The sequence below is a fragment of the Paracoccus aestuarii genome (assembly GCF_028553885.1).
Lineage (GTDB): Bacteria > Pseudomonadota > Alphaproteobacteria > Rhodobacterales > Rhodobacteraceae > Paracoccus > Paracoccus aestuarii.
On sequence record NZ_CP067169.1, the window covers coordinates 3,032,703 to 3,052,436 of the forward strand.

Below are 19,734 nucleotides of genomic sequence, written 5' to 3' on the forward strand. Positions count from 1 at the left end.
CGTTGGTTGCCGGGTCCAACGGGCCGGGCGCGGCATCGTTCCACCGCCGCGCCCGGAAAGGCGGCAAACCGCCCCGTCAGTCGATCACGATTGCCCGGCCATGCGCGGTGCGGGTCGTGGCCGCGGCCGTCAACGCGCCCTCCGCCCCGCGCGCCGCCGCCGTCAGGCGACCGAGGCTGCCCGCGGGGGCGCGGGTCAGGGCGTGGCCCCGATCCTCCAGCGCGGTCAGGGTGGCGGGGGGCAGGCTTTCCTCGGCCACCACGCCGCCGGGCGCGCGGGTGCGCGGATGGAACGAGGACGGCATATGCGTGATGTGGAACATCGGCGCGTCCATCGCCCGCTGCAGATCCATGCCCTGATGGGCGTGGCGCAGCCAGAACAGCAGCTGCCACTGATCCTGCTGATCGCCGCCGGGCGTGCCGAAGCTGATGCGCCGCCCGTCCTTGTGCCATGCCAGGCTGGGGGACAGGGTCGTGCGCGGCCGCTTGCCCGGCGCCAGCGCGCAGGGCGCATCCCTGTCCAGCCAGAACATCTGCGCCCGTGAATTCAGGCAGAACCCCAGGCCCGGCACGATGGGCGAGCTTTGCAGCCAGCCGCCCGAAGGCGTGGCGGACACCATGTTCCCCCACCGGTCGATCACGTCCAGATGCACCGTGTCGCCGCGCGGCGCATCCGACAGATGCGCCATGGTCGGCTCGTAGACCGCGCCCTCGGGCAGGCTGAGCCGGTCCAGCATCGCGCGGACCTGCGCCACCTGCGCGTCATGGCCCGGCAGGATGCCCGGGCGCAGGGTCAGATCGGCGCGGCCCCCGATCGCCGCGCGCCGGAGGGCCGCATAGGCGGGCGACAGCAGCGCCTCCATCGGCACGGCGACGCGGTCGGGATCGGCGTAATAGGCCTCGCGGTCGGCCATGGAGAGCTTCAGCGCCTCGACCACCAGATGGGCGAAATCGGGGCCCGTTGGGTCCATCGCCGCCAGATCGTCGCCCGCCAGCATCGCCAGCGCCTGCAGCAGGACCGGCCCCTGCCCCCAAGGCCCGGTCTTGGCGATGGTCCAGCCGTCCTGTTCCAGCGTCACCGGGGCCTCGTGATGCGCCCGGTATCCCGCCATGTCATCGGCGGTCAGCACGCCGCGATGGGGCCGACCGCTTTCGTCCATCAGCGGCGCCTCGGCCATGAAGGCGCCGATGCGTTCGGCGACGAAGCCGCGATAGAAAGCGTCGCGCGCCGCGTTGATCCGCGCCTCGCGCGTGGGGCCCTGCGACGCGGCGATCCGCCGCCAGGTCGCGGCCAGGTCGGGGTTGGCGAACAGCCCGCCCTTGGCCGGGGCCCGCCCCCCCGGCATCCAGACCGCTGCGGATGACGGCCAGTGTTCGTTGAAGAACGCGCCCAGACCCGCGATGGCATCCGCCGCGCGGTCCAGGATCGGATGGCCGTCGGCGGCCAGACGGATGGCGGGGGCCATGATCTCCGCCAGCTCCATCGTGCCGTGATCGCGCAGCATCAGCATCCAGCCGTCGAAGGCGCCCGGAATGACGGTCGCCAGCAGGCCGTTGCCGGGGATCAGGGTCAGCCCCTCGGCCCGGTAATGGTCGATGGTGGCCGCCGCGGGCGCGGGGCCTTGCGCACAGAGGACCGTCGCCCGCCCGTCCTTCCACAGGATCGCGGGCAGATCGCCGCCGGGGCCGTTCAGATGCGGTTCCACCACCTGAAGGGCCAGCCCCGCGGCCACGGCGGCGTCGAAGGCGTTGCCGCCCGCGCGCAGGATGTCGGCCCCGGCCTCGGTCGCCAGGTGATGGGTGGATGCGATTGCGCCGGTCATCAGGTCTCTTTCGGGTCGAGTGCGTCGCGCAGGCCATCGCCCAGCAGGTTGAAGCCCATCACGACAAGGAAGATCGCGGCCCCCGGCCAGATGGCCATCCACGGTGCCTGCGACAGAAAGTTCTTGGCCGTGGCCAGCATCGACCCCCAGCTGGGCGCGGGCGGCTGCTGGCCCAGGCCCAGGAAGGACAGCGAGGCCTCGGCGATGATCGCGGTGGCGATGGTCAGCGTGGCCTGCACAAGGATCGGCGGAAAGACATTGGGCAGGATATAGCGGGTCATGATCCGCAGATGGCCCAGGCCGATGGCGCGGGCGCCCTCGACATGGTCCTCGGTCTTGACGGACATGACCTGTCCGCGCGTCAGGCGTACGAAGACCGGCACCGCCGACAGGCCGATGGCGATCATGGCATTGGTCAGGCTTGGGCCCAGGAATGCCGCCAGCGCGATGGCCAGGATCAGGAAGGGCATGGCCAAGAGCGCATCCGTCGCCCGCGCGATGATCTGGTCCGTCCAGCCGCCGAAATAGCCCGCCAGCACGCCCAAAGGCACGCCCACCGCCAGCGCGATCAGGACCGACACGACGCCCGCCATCAGCGAGGCCCGCGCCCCCCAGATCATCCGCGACAGGATATCGCGCCCGATCTCGTCCGTGCCCAGCCAATGTTCGGCATTGGGCGCGAGGCGGATCTTGCCCCAATCGGTCGCCGCCGGGTTCGGGATCGGCAGGACCGGCGCCAGCACCGCCAGAGCCACGAAGAACAGCACGAAGATCCCGCCGACCATGGCGCTGCGGTTGCGTTTCAGCTTGCCCCAAGCGCGGCTCTGGCGGCGCGGGGCCACGACGGGGGCTGCGGGGGTGGCGATCACGGCATCGCTCATATCGCGGCCCTCATGCGTGGGTTCAGCAGGACATAGAGGATGTCCGCCAACAGGTTGATCAGGATGAAGCCCGTCGCGGTGACCAGCACCACGCCCTGGACCACGGCGTAATCGCGGTTGAAGACCGCATCGACCACCATCTTGCCGAAACCCGGGATGGTGAAGATCTGCTCGGTCAGCACCGCGCCCGCCAAGAGTTCCCCGAACATCACCGCCGAGAGCGTGATGACCGGCAGCAGCGCGTTGCGGAAGGCATGGCGGCGGATCACGGTCTTTTCGCGCAGACCCTTGGCGCGGGCGGTGCGGACGTAATCGGCCTGCAGCACGCCCAGCATGGATGATCGCGTATGCCGCATCAGCGTCGCGGCCAGCGCCGTGCCCAGCACGATCGACGGCATCAGCATGGTCTGGAAGCTGCGCACCGGATCGACCCAGGGGCTTTCGTAGCCCGAGGCCGGCAGCCAGCCCAGATTGACCGAGACCAGCAGGATCAGCATGATCCCCAACCAGAAATTCGGCACGGACAGGCCAGACAGCGCCACGATATTGGCCAGATAGTCCCAGAAGGTGCCCTTCTTCACCGCCGACATGACGCCCGCGGGAATGCCGATCACCATGGCGAAGATCATCGACATCACCGCCAGCTGGATCGTCACCGGCAGCTTCTGCGCGATCAGTTCGGTCACCGGCAGGCCGGTGCGCAGCGAGGTGCCCAGATCGCCGCGCATCACGTCGCCCAGCCAATAGAGATATTGCATGATCAGGGGATCGTTCATGCGGTACTGCTCGCGCAGCATGGCGATGGTCTCGGGGTCGCGATCCTCGCCCGCCAGCACCAGGATCGGATCGCCGGGCAGCAGCTTTTGCAGCATGAACACGAAGATCGTGACCAAGAGCAGCGTGGGGATCGCGACCAGCACCCGGTTCAGGATGTAACGCGTCATGGCGGCCTCGTTTGGCTAGGGGGTGCCTGCGCCCGGACGGAGCCCCGGGCGCAGGCGTTCAGGGACGGATCAGCCGCTGACGCCGCGCAGGCGGATGATGCCGTCGGCATAGGGTTCGAACCCTTCGATCCCTTGGCGCATCGTGAAGAAATACTTGATGTGATAGAGGTAGATGATCGGCAGATCCTCGGCCAGGATCTCGCGCGTCTGGTCATAGAGCGCCTTGCGGGCCTCCGGATCCGGTTCGGCGCGGGCCTGGGCCAGCAGGGCGTCGACCTCCTCGTTGCAGTATTTCTGGTCGTTATTGCCGCCTTCGCAGCTGACGAAGGGGTGGATGTTGGCATCGGGGTCGATGCGGCCCGACCAGCCCTGCTGGGACATGTCGAAATTGCCCGCCGCGTTCTCCGACAGCAGCGTGGCGAATTCGGTCGCGCGCAGGCTGATGTCGAAGCCCGCCTCGGCCGCCATGGCCTGGACGACCTGCGCCTGCTGCATGGCGACGGGGCTGTTGCCGACCTGCATCTCGATGCGCAGGGGCGTGTCCACCCCGGCCTCGGCCAAGAGTTCGCGGGCGCGATCCACGTCGCGGGCGGGCAGCGGGTCGCGCTCGTCATACCAGGTGGTGCCCGGCGCGGCCCATTGGTTGCCTGGCACATACTGGCCCTCGAAGACGACCTGGTTCAGCGCCTCGCGGTCGATGGCCAGCGACAGCGCCTGGCGCACCCGCGCATCCGATCCCAGAGGCCCTTCCGCGCGCGAGCCGTTGCCCACATTGATGGTGATGCCCTGATAGCCGATATTGGCGATCTCGAACAGCTGCAGGCTGCCGTCGCCCTGGATCTGCGGCACGTCTGACGGCGCGGTGCGTTCGATGATGTCCAGATCGCCCGAACGGACATTGGCCAGACGCACGGTCGTGTCGGGGATCGGCTGATAGATCACGCGGTCATATTGATATTCGTCGGCCTCCCAGTGATCGGCGAACTTGGTCAGCACGATCCGGTCGCCCTCGACCCGTTCGGCGAACTGATAGGGGCCGGTGCAGACCGGCGCCTGGCCAAAGCGTTCGGCGGCGGGCTCGGCCGCGTCGGGCGAATACATCCGGCCCGCATGGTGGGCCAGCTGCGCCAGCAGGGTCACGTCGGGGGCGTTCAGCGTGATGGTCAGCTCGTGTTCGCCCGTGGCCTCGACGCCCTCGATCGAGGTCAGTTCCGACCGGCGCGAGGATTGCGGCAGGGTCATGTTGCGTTCCAGCACGCGGCGCGCGCTGTCGGCGTTGAAGGGGGTGCCGTCGTGATGGACCACGCCCTCGCGCAGTTGCAGCACCAGCGTCAGCCCGTCATCCGACCAGTCCCATTCGGTGGCCAGTTCGGGGATGATCTCCATATCGGTATTCGTGTTGAACAGCCGGTTGCAGAGCGATTCATAGACCAGCGAGGACACGAAGGTCCGCGACTGCGCGGGGTCCAGGAAATCGGGATCCTCGTTCAGCCCGATCCGCAGATCCTGCGCGGCGGCCATGCCCCCGAATGCCACCGTGGTCAGCAGCGTCGCCATGAAGGTCTTGATTCTCATTATCGTCTCCCGGTTGGTTTCTTGGTTGTTCAGGTGGAATGTTCGCGCCAGAGCGCGAAGCGCGCCGCCGTGGCAGGGCTGCGTTCGGGGGTCGGCGCGGGTTCCGACAGGGTCGGCAGGTCGCGCCAGTGATGGCAGGCGGTCTGATGCGCCGTCCCCTCCTCCAGCACGGGGCGGGTGGTGCGGCAGATCTCGGTCGCATGGGGGCAACGGGTGTGGAACTTGCAGCCCGGGGGCGGATTGGCGGGCGAGGGGATGTCGCCGCCCAGATGCGCGATCTGGCCCCGCCCGCCGGGGCTGGGCACCGGGATCGCGGACAGCAGCGCCCGCGTATAGGGATGGCGCGGCGTCGAATACAAGTCCTCGGTCGCGGCCAGTTCGACCACCTCGCCCAGATACATGACGGCCACGCGGTCGGCCATGTGGCGGATCACCGACAGGTCATGCGCGATGATGATCAGCGTCAGGCCGAAATCGTCCTTCAGATCCTCCAGCAGGTTGACGATCTGGGCCTGCACCGACACGTCCAGCGCGGATACCGGCTCGTCCCCGATCAGCAGCTTGGGCCCGGAGGCCAGCGCGCGGGCCACGCAGATGCGCTGGCGCTGCCCGCCCGAGAATTCATGCGGATAACGGTCGGCATGGTCGGGCCGCAGCCCCACCTTGGTCAGCAGATCCGCGACCCGTGCCCGGCGTTCCTTGCGCGACAGGGTGGAATGGACCAGCAGCGGCTCGCCCACGATGGTCTCGACCGTCATGCGCGGGTTCAGCGAGGAAAACGGGTCCTGAAAGATGAACTGCATCTCGGCCCGCAGCTTGCGCATCCGGGCGGCGGAAAGGCCGGTCAGGTCCTGCCCGTCATAGGTGACGGTCCCTTCGGTCGGTTCCAGCAGGCGCAGCAGCAACCGCGCCAGCGTCGATTTCCCGCAGCCCGATTCGCCGACGATGGCGAAGGTTTCGCCGCGTTCCACCGACAGGCTGACGCCGTTGACGGCGTGGATCACGGTCGGCTTGCCGATGATCCCCTTGCCCGAGGTGAATCGCTTTTCCAGCGCGGTGGTGGTCAGGATCGGATCGCTCATGCGGCACCTTTCGCGAAATGCGCCTCCAGCGGGGCCTTGATGCAGGCGGCGGCATGGCCGGGGCCAAGCGCGCGCAGATCGGGCCGCCCCGCATCGCATTCGCCGCTGGCGAAGGGGCAGCGCGAGGCGAAACGGCAGCCCGGCGGCATCGCCTCGGGGACGGGGACCGATCCCGGAATGGTCATCAGCCGCGAGGCCCCCTGCGCGCGCCCCGCCAGCGCCGGCATCGAGCCCATCAGCCCGATCGTGTAGGGATGCTGGGGATCGCCGAAGATCGCGCCGACCGGGCCGGTTTCCACCACGCGGCCCGCATACATGACGGCCACATCGTCGGCGATCTCAGCCACAACGCCCAGATCATGGGTGATCATCAGCATGGCAGCGCCGGTTTCCGCCAGCAATTCGCGCATCAGGTCCAGGATCTGGGCCTGGATGGTCACGTCCAGCGCGGTGGTGGGTTCATCCGCGATCAGCAGTTCGGGATCATTGGCCAGCGCCATGGCGATCATCACCCGCTGACGCATGCCCCCCGACAGCTGGTGGGGATAATCGTCCATGCGCTTTTCGGCCGCGGGCATGCGGACCAGGCGGAACATCTCCAAGGCGCGGGCGCGCGCGGCGTCGCGGGAACAGCCGCGATGGCGGCGCACGGCCTCGGCCACCTGATCGCCGATGGTGAAGACCGGGTTCAGGCTGGTCATCGGCTCCTGAAAGATCATCGCCATGCGGTTGCCGCGCAGCGCCTCCATCTGGGTGACGGTCTTGGCGCCCAGATCCTCACCCCGGAACAGCACCTGGCCATGGGTCACGGTGGCGGCCTTCTTCGGCAGCAGCCCCATCGCGGCCAGCGAGGTCACCGATTTCCCGCAGCCCGATTCGCCGACCAGCGCCAGGGTGCGGCCCGGGCGGATCGACAGGCTGACCCGGTCGATCAGGTCGATCGGCTGGCCCTTGAAGCGGATGGACAGCTCGCGCAGGTCCAGAACGGGGGTGTCAGCCGTCATCGGCGGTCAGCTCCTCTTGGCTATAGCGCAGAAAGATCGCGTGCAGCTCGGTCAGGTGGTCGCGCATCGCGGCCCCCGCGGCCGGGGCATCGGCCCGGCGCATCGCATCCAGGATGCGGCGATGGTCGTCCTGGGCATGGCCGGTGCCGGTGCGCACCCGTGCCCGCATCCGCAGCTGCCGGATGCCTTGGTCATGCCGCCAGGCGTTGATTCGGTCGAACAGGACCAGCAGCAGCGGATTGCCCGTGGCCTGCGCGATCTCGCGGTGCAGGGCGCTGTCCCACAGGTCGGCGGCATCGACATCGGGGGCGGTCTCGATCCGGTCGATGCAGGTGGCGATGCGGCGCAGCACCTCGGGCGTGGCGCGCGCGGCGGCCATGCGCGCCAGCGACGGCTCCAGCGCCAGGCGCGATTCGATGACATGCAGCAGGGTGGCGGGCGTGGCGGGCAGCTGGCGGTGATGGGCGGCGCGCGGCCCGGGCGGCGGCCCGGCAAAGGTGCCCGCGCCCTGGCGGCGCCAGACGCGGCCCTCGGCCTCCAGCACCTCCAGCGCGCGACGGACGGCGCGGCGCCCGACGCCCAGCTGCGCGGCCAGGTCGCGTTCGGGGGGCAGCTGCGCGCCCGCCTCCATGTCCGGCGCGGCCAGCAGCGCCCGCACCCGTTCCAGCGCGACGGCCGAGAAATCGGCGGGCTGGGCGGGCATGTCGCCGGTCAGATGGTCCGAACCATTCATCATTGGTTCAGCCTAAGGTTCACACACCGCCCGGATCAAGCCTTTTTGAACACGTCCATGTGAAAAACCACGGCGATGTGACTTTTCCCTTAGGCTCCAGACTCATTAAGTTTCACAGCCAGAACAAGACGGTTGCGGCGAGCATGATCGCTGAGAAGAACGTTTCCGGGCAGCGGTCATAACGGGTTGCGACGCGCCTCCAGTCCTTCAGACGTCCGAACATGATTTCGATGCGGTTACGCCTTTTGTAACGCCGCTTGTCGTATTTGACGACCTTCTTGCGGGACCTCCGTCCGGGGATGCAAACCTTTATCCCCTTGTCTTTCAAAGCGTCTCTGAACCAATCAGCGTCGTAGCCCCTGTCGGCCAGAAGCCACTCAGCCTTCGGCAGGCTGCCCAGCAGCGCCGCCGCGCCGGTGTAATCGCTAACCTGGCCGGCCGACATGAAGAACCCGATCGGCCGCCCCTTCGCATCGGCGACAGCGTGCAACTTGGTGTTCATACCGCCTTTGGTGCGCCCGATCTGGCGCCCGCGCCCCCCTTTTTCACCCCAAGGCTCGAGGCCGTGCGGTGTGCCGTGAGATAGGTCGCGTCAATCATGATCGTCTTGTGCTCGGCGCTCTCGGCGGCAAGGCCGAGCGCAAAATCGACCGCAGGCGGCACTGCGCACTGACCGACAACGCCGGATGGCCCCGCTCAATCATCCCGTCCGGCGTTGTCTCTCGGATCAGTAGCGTTCCAATGCCTCATCACGTGCCGGTCCACGGCTTGAGCTTTCGTGACAAAAAATCGTTGGCGACAGCCAGCTCTCCGATCTTGGCATGCAGCAACCGAACCGTCTCTTCGTCCGCCTCCGCTGGCTTTCGGCTCCCCGCTCGAAGATATCCGCCGCACCGTCGAGCAGCGCGCTCGCCGCAGACATGTCTGTCCGCTCCTGGAACCGATGGCGGACTATGGCTCGCTCCACTGATGGATCATCGTCGGATGCACGCCGTATTCGGCGGCCAGCTCCGACACAGTGCGCTCGCCCTTCAATGCTTCCAGCGCAACACGCGCCTTAAAGCCCGCGTCATGGTTTCTGCGTTTCCGCATTTCTGATCTCCTCGTTCTTGGAGACCAGCAAACGTCAGATCGTAGCTCCCGTCACTGTCCGATTCTCGGGGAGTAGCTTACTGGGGTAGCCGACTTGGGCACAGACCCGTTCCAGTATCCGGACCACATCCTCGCCGCGGTAGGTGAAGCGCGGGTCTGACCTGCCACTGAACTTTCATCCAGCCGCGACCGGAGCCGGTAGCTGATTTACGCCTTTCGGCGTGGGTTGAGCAATCGCCCGGCGCGCGGAACCCTCATCGCGTGCAGCGGGACGGGCGATTGCGGTGGTCAGGTGCAGGGCAAAGCCTGCGGGGGTCTGGTAGCCGAGGGCCGAGTGGGGCCGCGCGGTGTTGTAGTCGGTCACCCAAGCCGCGATCAGATCACGGGCATGGGCCAGGTTGCGAAACAGGGTCTCGTTGAGAAACTCGACCCGCATCCTGCCGTTGAAGCTTTCCACGAAGCCGTGTCTCGCATGGGTTTGCCCGGCGCGATGTAGTGCCATTCGACCTTATGCTCGGCGCACCACTTCAAGATCGCGTTTGAAGTCAGTTCGGTCCCGTTGTCTGAAACGATCATTTCTGGCCTGCCGCGGCGTTCGATCAGTGCCGCCAGCTCCCGGACCATGCGGCGGCCCGAGATCGACGTGTCCGGGATCGCCGCCAGGCATTCCCGGGTGACATCATCGACCACATTCAGGATGCGGAACCGCCGCCTGCAGGCGAACTGGTCATGAACGAAATCGAGCGACCAACGGGCATTGGCCCGTGCCTCGATCAGGATCGGGGCCCTTGTGCCAAGGGCCTTGCGGCGCGCTTCGCGTTTACGCACCGTTAACCCTTCCTCGCGGTAGAGCCGGTAGATGCGGTTGATCCCCGACGCCTCGCCCTCCCGCCTGAGCAGGACGAAGAGCCGCCGGTAACCGAACCGTCGACTCTCATGGCCAGATCACGCAACCGACTGCGCAGGGCCGTGTCAGGCGCACGCTGCGACTGGTAGCGCACCATCTTGCGATCCGCGCCCGCAATCTCGCACGCCCGCCGTTCCGATAGCCCGAGATGGGCCTTCAGATGCGCGACAGCCTCGCGCTTCACGGCGGGCGTCACCATTTTTTGACAAGAGTTCCTTCATCGCCGCCATGTCGAGCATCTGCTCGGCCAGCAACTTCTTCAGCTTGGCGTTGTTCGCCTGCTCTCTCGGACCGGTGGCGTTCGCAGGCTCACTCCTCAAGCGCCTTCAGCCGCTTGGCCTCTGACACTGTCATCCCGGAATACTTCGCCTTCCAAGCGTAGAACGTGCCCTCCGACATCCCGTGCTTGCGGCACAGGTCAGCACACTTTGCCCCCGCCTCATGCTCCTGCAAGATGCCAATAATCTGCTCTTCCGTCAGTCGTGCCTTCTTCATCGTCCGTCCTCTCCATGGGCCGGACTCTAATCGTAGATGGAGGAAAAATCCCGTGGCAGGTTAAATGCATTGTCGCGTCTGACTTCGATCACGACCCTCCCAATGAAGCACACGACATGAGAAAAGCGTATAGAGAAGCTTTCGACGACCTGCTGAAGATATCCAAGGCGGATGTTCTGCCGAGCACACAGCGCTAAGCTTGGAGCTATCGTCCAAGTGGTTGCGCCCAGCTGCTGTTCGGCAGCAAGCGAGAGGACTGCTTTCGGCGCCAGACTGATCAGCAACCGCCTCGGCGACCAGCAGTCGTGGGCGATACGGCGCAAGCAATTTTTGTCGGCTTTTGTCAGTGTGTTGGGTAGAGGTTTAGGCTCTCAGGCGCAGCGCCATCGTCCTATAACTTCCAGCACAATATCAATTGCGGGGTGGGGTAGGCCGTAGGGCGGCTACTTTTCTTGCCCACCTAACCAATTGAAAAGTGTCAATAAACTGCACTTGATTTGGTGGAGCCGAGGGGAATCGAACCCCTGACCTCGTCATTGCGAACGACGCGCTCTACCAACTGAGCTACGACCCCACTTGGGCATGTGGTTTAACGGTCGCGGCGTCTTTGTCAAGACGCCGCGACGCGGGGGTCACTGGGCCGCGGTGGCGTAATCCTCCAAGGGCGGGCAGGTGCAGATCAGGTTGCGGTCGCCATGGGCGTTATCCACCCGGCCCACCGGCGGCCAGTACTTGTCGACCCGGAAGGCACCCGCCGGGAAACAGCCCTGCTCGCGCGAATAGGGGCGGTCCCAATCGCGGACCAGATCCTCGACCGTGTGGGGGGCGTGGCGCAGCGGGCTCTGATCGGCGGCGATGCGGCCCTCGGCCACCTCGGTGATCTCGTCGCGGATGGCCATCAGGGCGGTGATGAAGCGGTCGATCTCGGCCTTGGTCTCGCTCTCCGTGGGCTCGACCATCAATGTGCCGCTGACCGGCCAGCTCATCGTGGGGGCGTGAAAGCCGTTGTCGATCAGCCGCTTGGCGATGTCGTCCACACTCACGCCATGGGCCGCGAAGGGCCGCGTGTCGATGATGCATTCATGCGCCACCCGGCCCCGATTGCCCATGAACAGGATCGGATAGGCCCCCGCCAGCCGTGCGGCGATATAGTTCGCGTTCAGGATCGCCACGCGGGTGGCCTGGGTCAGCCCCTCGCCGCCCATCATCAGGCAATAGGCCCAGGAAATCAGCAGGATCGAGGCCGAGCCATAAGGCGCCGCCGCCACCGCGCCCTCGCCCGTCTGCGGATCGCCGGGCAGGAAGGGCGCCAGATGCGCCTTGACCCCGATCGGCCCCATGCCGGGACCGCCGCCGCCATGCGGGATGGCGAAGGTCTTGTGCAGGTTCAGGTGGCTGACATCGCCGCCGATCTCGCCTGGCTTCACCAGACCGACCAGCGCGTTCATGTTGGCGCCGTCGATATAGACCTGACCGCCATGCTGATGCGTGATGTCGCAGACCTGCCGCACCGTGTCCTCGAAGACGCCATGGGTCGAGGGATAGGTGATCATCGCCGCCGCAAGCCGGTCTCCCGCCTTGGCAGCCTTGTCGGCGAAATCCTCCAAGTCGATATCGCCGTTCGGGGCGGATTTCACCACGACGACCTGCATCCCGCACATCTGCGCGGTCGCCGGGTTGGTGCCATGCGCGCTGACCGGGATCAGGCAGATGTCGCGTTCCTCCCCGCGCGAGCGGTGATAGGCGGCGATGGTCAGCAGCCCCGCATATTCCCCCTGTGCGCCGCTGTTGGGCTGCATCGAGAAGGCGTCATAGCCGGTGATGCGGCAGAGCTTCTCGGTCAGGTCCGCGATGGCCTCGTGATAGCCCGCTGCCTGGTCATGGGGCGCAAAGGGATGCAGCGCGCCGAATTCGGGCCAGGTGATGGGCATCATCTCGGCCGCGGCATTCAGCTTCATCGTGCAGGAGCCCAGGGGGATCATCGCCCGGTCCAGCGCCAGATCCCGGTCCGACAGGCGGCGCATATAGCGCATCATCTCGGATTCCGCCCGGTTCATGTGAAAGACCGGATGGGTCAGATAGTCGCTTTCCCGCAGCAGCGCCTCGGGGATCGACGGCGCGGTCGCAACCGGTGCCGCATCGGTGATCCCGAAGGCGTCCAGCAGGCGGGTGATGACGCCCGCATCGGTCGTCTCGTCCACGCTGATGCCGACGCGGTCGCGGCCCACGCGGCGCAGGTTGATGCCCCGGTGCCGGGCGGCGGCCATGATCCCCTGCTGGCCCACCCCCACCTTGACGGTGATCGTGTCGAAGAACGCATCCGGCGCGACCTCGGCCCCGGCGGCGCGCAGCGCATCGGCCACCGTCACCGCATGCAGATGCACCCGCTGCGCGATGGCGCGCAGGCCCACCGGCCCGTGGAACACCGCATAGAACCCCGCCATCACGGCCAGCAGCGCCTGCGCGGTGCAGACATTGCTGGTCGCCTTCTCGCGGCGGATATGCTGTTCCCGCGTCTGCAAGGCCAAGCGCAGGGCGGGATTGCCCGCCGCATCGACGCTGACGCCCACGATCCGCCCCGGCATGGCGCGCTTCAGCGCATCGCGGCAGGACATGAAGCCCGCATGCGGCCCGCCATAGCCCATGGGCACGCCGAAGCGCTGCGCCGAGCCCACTGCGATATCGGCCCCCATCGCGCCCGGCTCGCGCAGCAGGCACAGGGCCAGCAGATCCGTCGCCACCACGGCCAAGGCGCCCGTGGCATGCAGCGCCTCGATCTCGGGGGACAGGTCGCGGATATGGCCATAGGTGCCGGGATACTGGAAGATCGCGCCGAAGACCTGATCGGCCACCAGATCGTCGACCGAGCCCTTGACGATGCGGATGCCCAAGGGCGCGGCCCGCGTCTCGATCACGCTGATGGTCTGCGGATGCAGGTCATGAGCGACAAAGAACGCATCCGCCTTGGACTTCGACTGCCGCCGGGCCATGGCCATCGCCTCGGCCGCCGCCGTCGCCTCGTCCAGCAGCGAGGCATTGGCCACCGGCAGCCCGGTCAGATCCGCGACCATGGTCTGGAAGTTCAGCAGCGCCTCCAGCCGCCCCTGCGCGATCTCGGGCTGATAGGGGGTATAGGCCGTGTACCAGGCCGGGTTCTCCAGGATGTTGCGCTGGATCGCGGGCGGCGTGACAGTCCCGTAATAGCCCTGCCCGATCAGGCTGGTCATCACCCGGTTCTTCGCCGCGACCTCGCGCATCCGCGCGATCAGCCCGGCCTCGGACAGGGCGGGCCAGTCCAGCACGTCATCCTGGCGGATGGCGGCGGGCACGGTCTGCTCGATCAGCTGATCCAGGCTGTCGGCGCCCACGGCCTTCAGCATCGCCTCCATCTCGGCGGGCGAGGGCCCGATATGACGGCGATTGGCGAAATCGTCGGGGTTGTAGTCACTCGCGGTCCAGCGGCTCATCACGCCTCCATCGGGGCGCGCGGGCCCCTCTTCTTCGTTGTCCAAATACCCTTGGGGGTCGGTCAGCGGTTCGCCATCGGTTCAAGAACCGCTGGCCGACGGGTGAAACCCCCGGGCCATCCCCCCGAACCGACCTCAGCCGATCAGCGCCTTGTAGGCATCTTCGTCCATGAACCCGTCCATCGCGCCCGCATCCGCAGGCTTGATGCGAAAGAACCAGGCCGCCATCGGATCGCCGTTCACGTCGCCCGGCGCATCGGCCAGGGGCGCGTTCACCGCCGTGATCGTGCCCGACACGGGCGCCACGATGTCGGACGCCGCCTTGACCGATTCGATCACCACGATCTCCTCGCCGGCCTCGACCTCGCGGCCCTCCTCGGGCAGCTCGACAAAGACCACGTCGCCCAGCTGCTCGCTGGCATGCTTCGTGATCCCCACGACGATCTCGTCGCCCTCGGCGCGCAGCCATTCATGGTCTTCGGTATATTTCAGCATGACATCCTCAGCGTTTGTAGGAGGGGGTGACAAAAGGCAGGGCGCAGACGGTCAGGGGCAGGCGCTTGCCGCGCAGCTCGGCCATAACCGTGGCGCCTTCGGGAATGTCTTTAGGAATGCGCGCCATGGCGACCGGCCCACCGACAGACGGCCCGAACCCGCCGGAGCTGACCGTGCCGATGGGCGCGCCATCCTCGGAAAACAGCGCCACGCCCTCGCGGATCGGCGCGCGGCCCTCGGGGCGCAGGCCCTGGCGCGTGACCGCAGGCGCAGCCAGCTCGGCCAGGATCACCTCGGCGCCCGGAAACCCGCCCGCCCGCGCGCCGCCATTGCGGCGGACCCTGGGGATCGACCAGCCGAGCGCCGCCTGCGCGGGCGTCACGCCCGCGTCCATGTCATGGCCGTAAAGCGGCATCCCCGCCTCCAGCCGCAGGCTGTCGCGCGCGCCCAGACCGATCGGCGCCACCTCGGGCTGATCCAGCAGCGCACGGGCGAAATCCGCCAACCGCGCCTCGGGGACCGAGATCTCGAACCCGTCCTCGCCCGTATAGCCCGAACGCGAGACCCACAGCTGGGCCCCGTCCCAATCCAGCGCCGTGCTGTCCATGAAGCGCATGTCGGCCACGTCCGGCACCAGCCGCGCCAGCGCCGCCTCCGCCTGCGGCCCCTGCAGCGCCAGCAGCCCGCGATCACGCACCGGCGTCACCGTGACGCCCGACAGGGTCTGCAGATGGGCGATGTCCTGTTCCGCGCAGGCCGCGTTCACCACCAGCAGGAAATGATCCCCGCGATTGGCGAACATCAGGTCGTCGAGGATCCCGCCCTGGTCATTGGTGAACAGCCCGTAACGCTGGCGCCCCGGCGCCAGGCCCGCCACATCGGCGGGGATCAGCGTCTCCAGCGCGGCGGCGGCGCGGGCCATGTCGCCGCCCTCGGGCGCGACCAGCACCTGGCCCATGTGGCTGACGTCGAACAGCCCGGCCTTGGCGCGGGTGTGCAGATGCTCGGTCATGACGCCCATGGGGAACTGGACGGGCATCTCCCATCCGGCAAAGGGCACCATCCGGCCCCCAAGCTCCACATGCAGATCATACAGTCCGGTCCGTCGGGTCGTGTCGGCCATGGGCCCTCCTGCGGGTCAGCCGGGCAGCCGGCATCGGTTGGACGGGACCGATGTCCCGCACGTCGATGCCCCCTCTGTCCCTGCCCGGTCCCGGGCGCCTGAGATCGTTATCCCTTCGGCGGGCGCAGCGCGCCACTCTCCAGAGTTCTTGCGGAGAACGGTCCTTTCGCCTGAGAGCTTGCCGGGGCGGCTTCTCCTTCGGCCCCGGCGCGATGCGCCGGCGTCTCCCGAATTCCACCTGCAGGCGTACCGCCAGCCCGCCCCCGAGGCAAGACCTTTGTCGCAAACGGCGCCTGAAGTGCCGCGACCCGACCGGCGGTTGACAGGCCCCGCCGCCCCGGCCCAAGGTCGCGCCCGGAAGGCCAAGGGGCCGGAATGCAGGGCCAAGTTCTTCCAGATCGGCTTCAACAAATGCGGCACCACCTTCATCGCGCGGCTGTTCGACATGAACGCCATCCCCGCCGCCCATTGGCTGGAGGGCGCGCTGGCCGACGACATCGCCTATGCCAGGCTGACGGGCGCCAAGCCCCTGGCGCGATGGGCCGACCGGATCACGGCCTTCACCGACATGGAATCGGTGCGCTTCCTGAACATGCCGGTGATCGAGGCCTTCCGCGACTTCGCCCTGCTGGACGCGCATTACCCGGGCGCGGTCTTCCTGCTGAACACCCGCCGGGTCGAGGACTGGATCGCCAGCCGCTATCTGCATCGCGACGGCGATTACGCCCGCAGCGTGGCGGCGGACCGGGGCGTGGCCCTGGGCGATCTGGCCGATCTGTGGGCGGCGGATTGGGAGGCGCATCTGACCGCCGCGCGCCGCCATTTCGGCGACCGCCCCGAATTCCTCGAGATCGACATCGACCACGCCACCCCGGAGGATTACCGCCGCGCCCTGTCGCCTTGGTTCGACCTGCCCCGCATCCCCGACCTGCCCGGCGCGGGGGTGCGCCGGGCGCGGCTGCGGAACCTGCCCCGGGGGGCGCGGATGCTGGATGCGCCGCTGCCGGGCGCCGATCAGGACCCCGCGCGCCGCGACCGGCTGGCCCGTCGCTTAGCGCGGCTGGCGCGGCCCGCGTTGCTGCTGCGCCGCGCCGCCACGCGCGCGCCGCATGACCAGGCCCTGTGCCTGGACCTGACCGAGGGGGTGATGCGCGATGCGGGCGGGCGCGTCATGCCGCTGCGGCGCGGGCCGGACGGGCGCTTTCACCTGGATTCGCAGCGCCCCGGCCTGCTGCGCCCGGCGGCTGTGGCCAATGACATCGCGGGGATCGCGCGCGAGGGGCTCTATTGGCTGGACATGCGGCCCGCGACCTTCGCGGGCAGCGGGCCGGACGATCCCGCCCATGCTCCGCTGATCGCCGGGCTGCGCCGCAAGGGGGCGCAGAACCTGTTCCTGTGGCCCGCGCCCTGGCATCACCGGATCGGCAATCGCGGCTTTCCCGGCAGCACCAGTCCCAGCCCTGCCGCCCGCGACGCAGCGGTGGTCTGGCGCGGCACCCTGTCGGGCCATGACCCGATCAGCCGCCTGACGGCCGAGGCCGCCGTGACCGCGCTGCTGGCCGATCCCGGCGACGCGGCCGCCCGTGGGGCGGTGACCCGCGGCCCGCGCTGGCGGTTCCTCGCGGAGCGCGCCGCCGATCCGGCGCTGGACCTGGCGCTGCTGGCCGATCCGCGCCGCGACCGGGCGCTGGCCGGGGCCGGGCTGACCGCGCCCGTCCCCTGCGCGCCCCCGCGGGCCGGGCGGCTGCATCTGTGCCTGTCGGGGTCCGAGGGCGATGCCGACCTGCTGCCGCTGGCCTTCGGCCACGCCACCGTGATCCGCCAGCAGGACGGGTGGGAAAGCTTCGTCACCGGCCTCTTTCAGCCCTGGACCCATGTGATCCCGATGGCGGAGGACGGATCGGACCTGGAGGCGCGGCTGGCCTGGGCCGCCGATCACCCCGATGACTGCCGGCGGATGTCCGAACGCTGCCGTCGGCTCTGTGCGGGGCTGGGCGATCCGGCGGGGCGGCGGCTGCACCTGTCGCATCTGCTGGCCGATTACCGCCGGGCCACGCGGCAGGATTGATCAGCCGCGCGGAAAGACCAGCACCCGGTCGCGCCGCAGCATCAGCCACATCGGCGTGCCCTCGGGCGGCAGGAACACGCCCGGCACCGTGGCATTCAGCGTGATCGCGCCTTCGTCCGTGGCGAATTCCACCAGCGATTCCCGGCCCAGATAGCGCGCGCGCCGCACCCGCGCCAAGGCCGCCGTGCCGTTTTCGGGCGTGGGCGCGGGCCCCTGCCCGGCGCGGTCGAAGTCGATCTTCAGGTGCTGGGGGCGGATGACGATGTCGACCTCGGCCCCGTCGGGCAGGCCGGGGGTCAGGAACTGGCCAAAGGGCGTATCCGTCAGCGCCCCCTGCACCCGCCCGGTCAGCACATTGATATCGCTGAAGAAACCCGCCGCCTGCCGGTCCACCGGCGCGTTGTACAGATTGTAGGGCGCCCCCTGCTGCACGATCCGCCCGTCCCGCATCAGCAGGATCTGGTCGGCCATGCGCATCGCCTCATGCGGCTCATGCGTGACCAGCAGGACGGCGGTGCCCTCCTCCTTCAGCAGGGCCAGGGTCTCGTCGCGGATGCCGTCGCGCAGGCGTTCGTCCAGGCCGCTGAAGGGTTCGTCCATCAGCAGCACGCCCGGCCGCGGCGCCAAGGCGCGGGCCAGGGCGATGCGCTGCTGTTCGCCGCCCGACAGCTCGTGCGGATAGCTGTCGATATGGCGCGTCATTCGCACCCGGTCCAGCAGCTCGGCCACACGGTCGCGATTGGCCTTCCAGCCGCCCGCCAGGCCGAAGGCCACGTTCTCGCGCACGGGCAGATGGGGGAACAGGGCGAAATCCTGGAACATCAGCCCGATGCCGCGCCGTTCGGGCGGCACCCGCGTGCGCCCGTCGCAGATCAGCCGGCCGTCCACCAGGATGCGCCCGCTGTCCTGGATGTCGACGCCCGCGACGATGCGCAGGGTGGTCGATTTGCCGCAGCCCGACGGCCCCAGCAGGCAGGCGACCTGCCCCGCCTGGACCTGGAAGCTGACATCGCGGACGACCGCATGGCCGTCGAAGCGGCGCGTCAGCCCCTGGACGTCCAGGCGCGGCATCGTGGGGGCGGGCGTCAGGGTCACGGGCGATCTCGGTGGGTTTTGGTCGGGTATGCCTATCAGGGCCGCCCCCCCGCCGCAACCGCGCCCCCCGCTCAGATCGTCGTGTTCAGCGCGCCGCCGTCCAGCATCAGGTTCTGCCCGACGATGAAGCGCGCCTGGCTGCTGCACAGAAAGGCGCAGGCGGCGCCGAAATCCTCGGCCGTGCCATAGGTGCCGGTGGGGATGGTCGCCTGGCGCTGCGCACGGGCCTGATCGACGCTGATCCCCTGGGCCTTGGCGACGCCGCCATCCAGGCTGTCGGCGCGGTCGGTGGCATGGATGCCGGGCAGCAGGTTGTTCACGCAGACGCCCTTGCCCGCCACCTGCCGCGACATGCCCGCGACGAACCCCGTCAGCCCGGTCCGCGCCGTGTTCGACAGCCCCAGCACATTGACCGGCGAACGCACCGAGGCCGAGGTGATGTTCACCACCCGCCCCCAGCCCCGGTCCATCATCCCCGGCACCAGGGCCTGCATCAGCGCCACCGCCGACAGCATGTTGGCGTCGATCGCACGGATGAAATCCTCGCGCGACCAGTCCCGCCAGTCGCCCGGCGGCGGGCCGCCCGCATTGGTGACCAGGATGTCGGCATGACCCACCGCGTCCAGCACGCGGGCGCGGCCCTCCTCGGTGGTGATGTCGGCCGCGACCGGGGTGACCTCGACGCCGTGGCGCTCGGCGATCTCATGGGCGGTGCGGGTGATCTCGGCCTCGGTGCGGGCGTTGATGACCAGGTTGACGCCCGCCGCCGCCAAGGCCTCGGCGCAGCCGCGCCCCAACCCCTTCGAGGCCGCGCAGACCAGCCCCCTCTTGCCGCCGATACCCAGATCCATCGCACCCTCCTGTGACCGTTCGGAGGGCAGAAGACGCGGCGGCGGCCGGTTTGTCAAATGCCGGGGGCCGGGTGCGGCGGGGCAAGGCCCCGCGGCGGGC

The 19,734-nt window shown here is 68.4% G+C and carries 14 protein-coding genes, 1 tRNA gene, 3 pseudogenes and 1 riboswitch; of the genes and pseudogenes, 1 reads left to right on the top strand and 17 read right to left on the bottom strand.

Annotated features, from left to right (window positions below; translation table 11 throughout):
* Nucleotides 1–76: 76 nt before the first annotated feature.
* The 15 genes and pseudogenes from JHW48_RS15355 to gcvT form a co-directional block, all read right to left on the bottom strand.
* Nucleotides 77–1,822 carry a gamma-glutamyltransferase family protein gene (locus JHW48_RS15355; protein ID WP_170152276.1) on the bottom strand — a complete coding sequence of 582 codons (1,746 nt, stop codon included), beginning with the start codon at nucleotides 1,820–1,822 and terminating at the stop codon, nucleotides 77–79.
* On the bottom strand, nucleotides 1,822–2,703 hold the full coding sequence (locus JHW48_RS15360) for an ABC transporter permease (protein WP_119886011.1): 882 nt from the start codon (nucleotides 2,701–2,703) through the stop codon (nucleotides 1,822–1,824). Before JHW48_RS15360 ends, JHW48_RS15355 begins: the two co-directional genes overlap by 1 nt.
* Nucleotides 2,700–3,647: an ABC transporter permease gene (locus JHW48_RS15365; protein WP_119886010.1), complete on the bottom strand. Its 948-nt coding sequence runs from the start codon at nucleotides 3,645–3,647 to the stop codon at nucleotides 2,700–2,702. The genes JHW48_RS15360 and JHW48_RS15365 overlap by 4 nt, the downstream gene beginning before the upstream one ends.
* A gap of 69 nt (nucleotides 3,648–3,716) precedes the next feature.
* Nucleotides 3,717–5,222, bottom strand: a complete 1,506-nt coding sequence (locus JHW48_RS15370; protein WP_119886009.1) for an ABC transporter substrate-binding protein — start codon at nucleotides 5,220–5,222, stop codon at nucleotides 3,717–3,719.
* Between the two features lie 29 nt (nucleotides 5,223–5,251).
* Complete coding sequence (locus JHW48_RS15375) at nucleotides 5,252–6,304, bottom strand: ABC transporter ATP-binding protein (protein WP_119886008.1); 1,053 nt, start codon at nucleotides 6,302–6,304, stop codon at nucleotides 5,252–5,254.
* Nucleotides 6,301–7,308 (bottom strand): ABC transporter ATP-binding protein, encoded by a 1,008-nt coding sequence (locus JHW48_RS15380; RefSeq protein WP_119886007.1) that lies wholly within the window; start codon nucleotides 7,306–7,308, stop codon nucleotides 6,301–6,303. Before JHW48_RS15380 ends, JHW48_RS15375 begins: the two co-directional genes overlap by 4 nt.
* Nucleotides 7,298–8,044, bottom strand: a complete 747-nt coding sequence (locus JHW48_RS15385) for a FadR/GntR family transcriptional regulator (protein ID WP_119886006.1) — start codon at nucleotides 8,042–8,044, stop codon at nucleotides 7,298–7,300. The genes JHW48_RS15380 and JHW48_RS15385 overlap by 11 nt, the downstream gene beginning before the upstream one ends.
* A gap of 109 nt (nucleotides 8,045–8,153) precedes the next feature.
* Nucleotides 8,154–8,677 (bottom strand): annotated as a pseudogene (locus tag JHW48_RS15390) (IS5-like element ISPaes2 family transposase); the annotation flags it as partial.
* Nucleotides 8,678–9,021: 344 nt separating this feature from the next.
* A pseudogene (locus JHW48_RS15395) lies at nucleotides 9,022–9,133 on the bottom strand (transposase); the annotation flags it as partial.
* A gap of 175 nt (nucleotides 9,134–9,308) precedes the next feature.
* Nucleotides 9,309–10,535, bottom strand: a pseudogene (locus JHW48_RS15400) (IS3 family transposase).
* A 26-nt stretch (nucleotides 10,536–10,561) separates the two neighbouring features.
* Entirely contained in the window at nucleotides 10,562–10,858 is a 297-nt protein-coding gene (locus JHW48_RS15405) for a hypothetical protein (RefSeq protein ID WP_272835653.1), read from the bottom strand.
* 175 nt (nucleotides 10,859–11,033) lie between these two features.
* Nucleotides 11,034–11,109: transfer RNA gene (locus tag JHW48_RS15410), tRNA-Ala, on the bottom strand.
* A gap of 58 nt (nucleotides 11,110–11,167) precedes the next feature.
* Entirely contained in the window at nucleotides 11,168–14,002 is a 2,835-nt protein-coding gene (gene gcvP, locus JHW48_RS15415) for an aminomethyl-transferring glycine dehydrogenase (protein ID WP_119886004.1), read from the bottom strand.
* 135 nt (nucleotides 14,003–14,137) lie between these two features.
* Entirely contained in the window at nucleotides 14,138–14,494 is a 357-nt protein-coding gene (gcvH, locus tag JHW48_RS15420) for a glycine cleavage system protein GcvH (protein WP_205961895.1), read from the bottom strand.
* Between the two features lie 10 nt (nucleotides 14,495–14,504).
* Complete coding sequence (gcvT, locus tag JHW48_RS15425) at nucleotides 14,505–15,620, bottom strand: glycine cleavage system aminomethyltransferase GcvT (protein WP_119886002.1); 1,116 nt, start codon at nucleotides 15,618–15,620, stop codon at nucleotides 14,505–14,507.
* A gap of 148 nt (nucleotides 15,621–15,768) precedes the next feature.
* Nucleotides 15,769–15,860, bottom strand: a riboswitch (glycine riboswitch).
* A 58-nt stretch (nucleotides 15,861–15,918) separates the two neighbouring features.
* On the opposite strand from gcvT, the gene JHW48_RS15430 reads away from it, so the two are divergent.
* Nucleotides 15,919–17,688: a glycosyltransferase family protein gene (locus JHW48_RS15430; protein WP_147388084.1), complete on the top strand. Its 1,770-nt coding sequence runs from the start codon at nucleotides 15,919–15,921 to the stop codon at nucleotides 17,686–17,688.
* On the opposite strand, the gene JHW48_RS15435 is transcribed toward JHW48_RS15430, so the two are convergent.
* Nucleotides 17,689–18,759 carry an ABC transporter ATP-binding protein gene (locus JHW48_RS15435; protein WP_119886021.1) on the bottom strand — a complete coding sequence of 357 codons (1,071 nt, stop codon included), beginning with the start codon at nucleotides 18,757–18,759 and terminating at the stop codon, nucleotides 17,689–17,691. It lies immediately after the preceding gene.
* Between the two features lie 95 nt (nucleotides 18,760–18,854).
* On the bottom strand, nucleotides 18,855–19,634 hold the full coding sequence (locus tag JHW48_RS15440) for an SDR family oxidoreductase (RefSeq protein WP_119886000.1): 780 nt from the start codon (nucleotides 19,632–19,634) through the stop codon (nucleotides 18,855–18,857).
* Nucleotides 19,635–19,734: the final 100 nt, after the last annotated feature.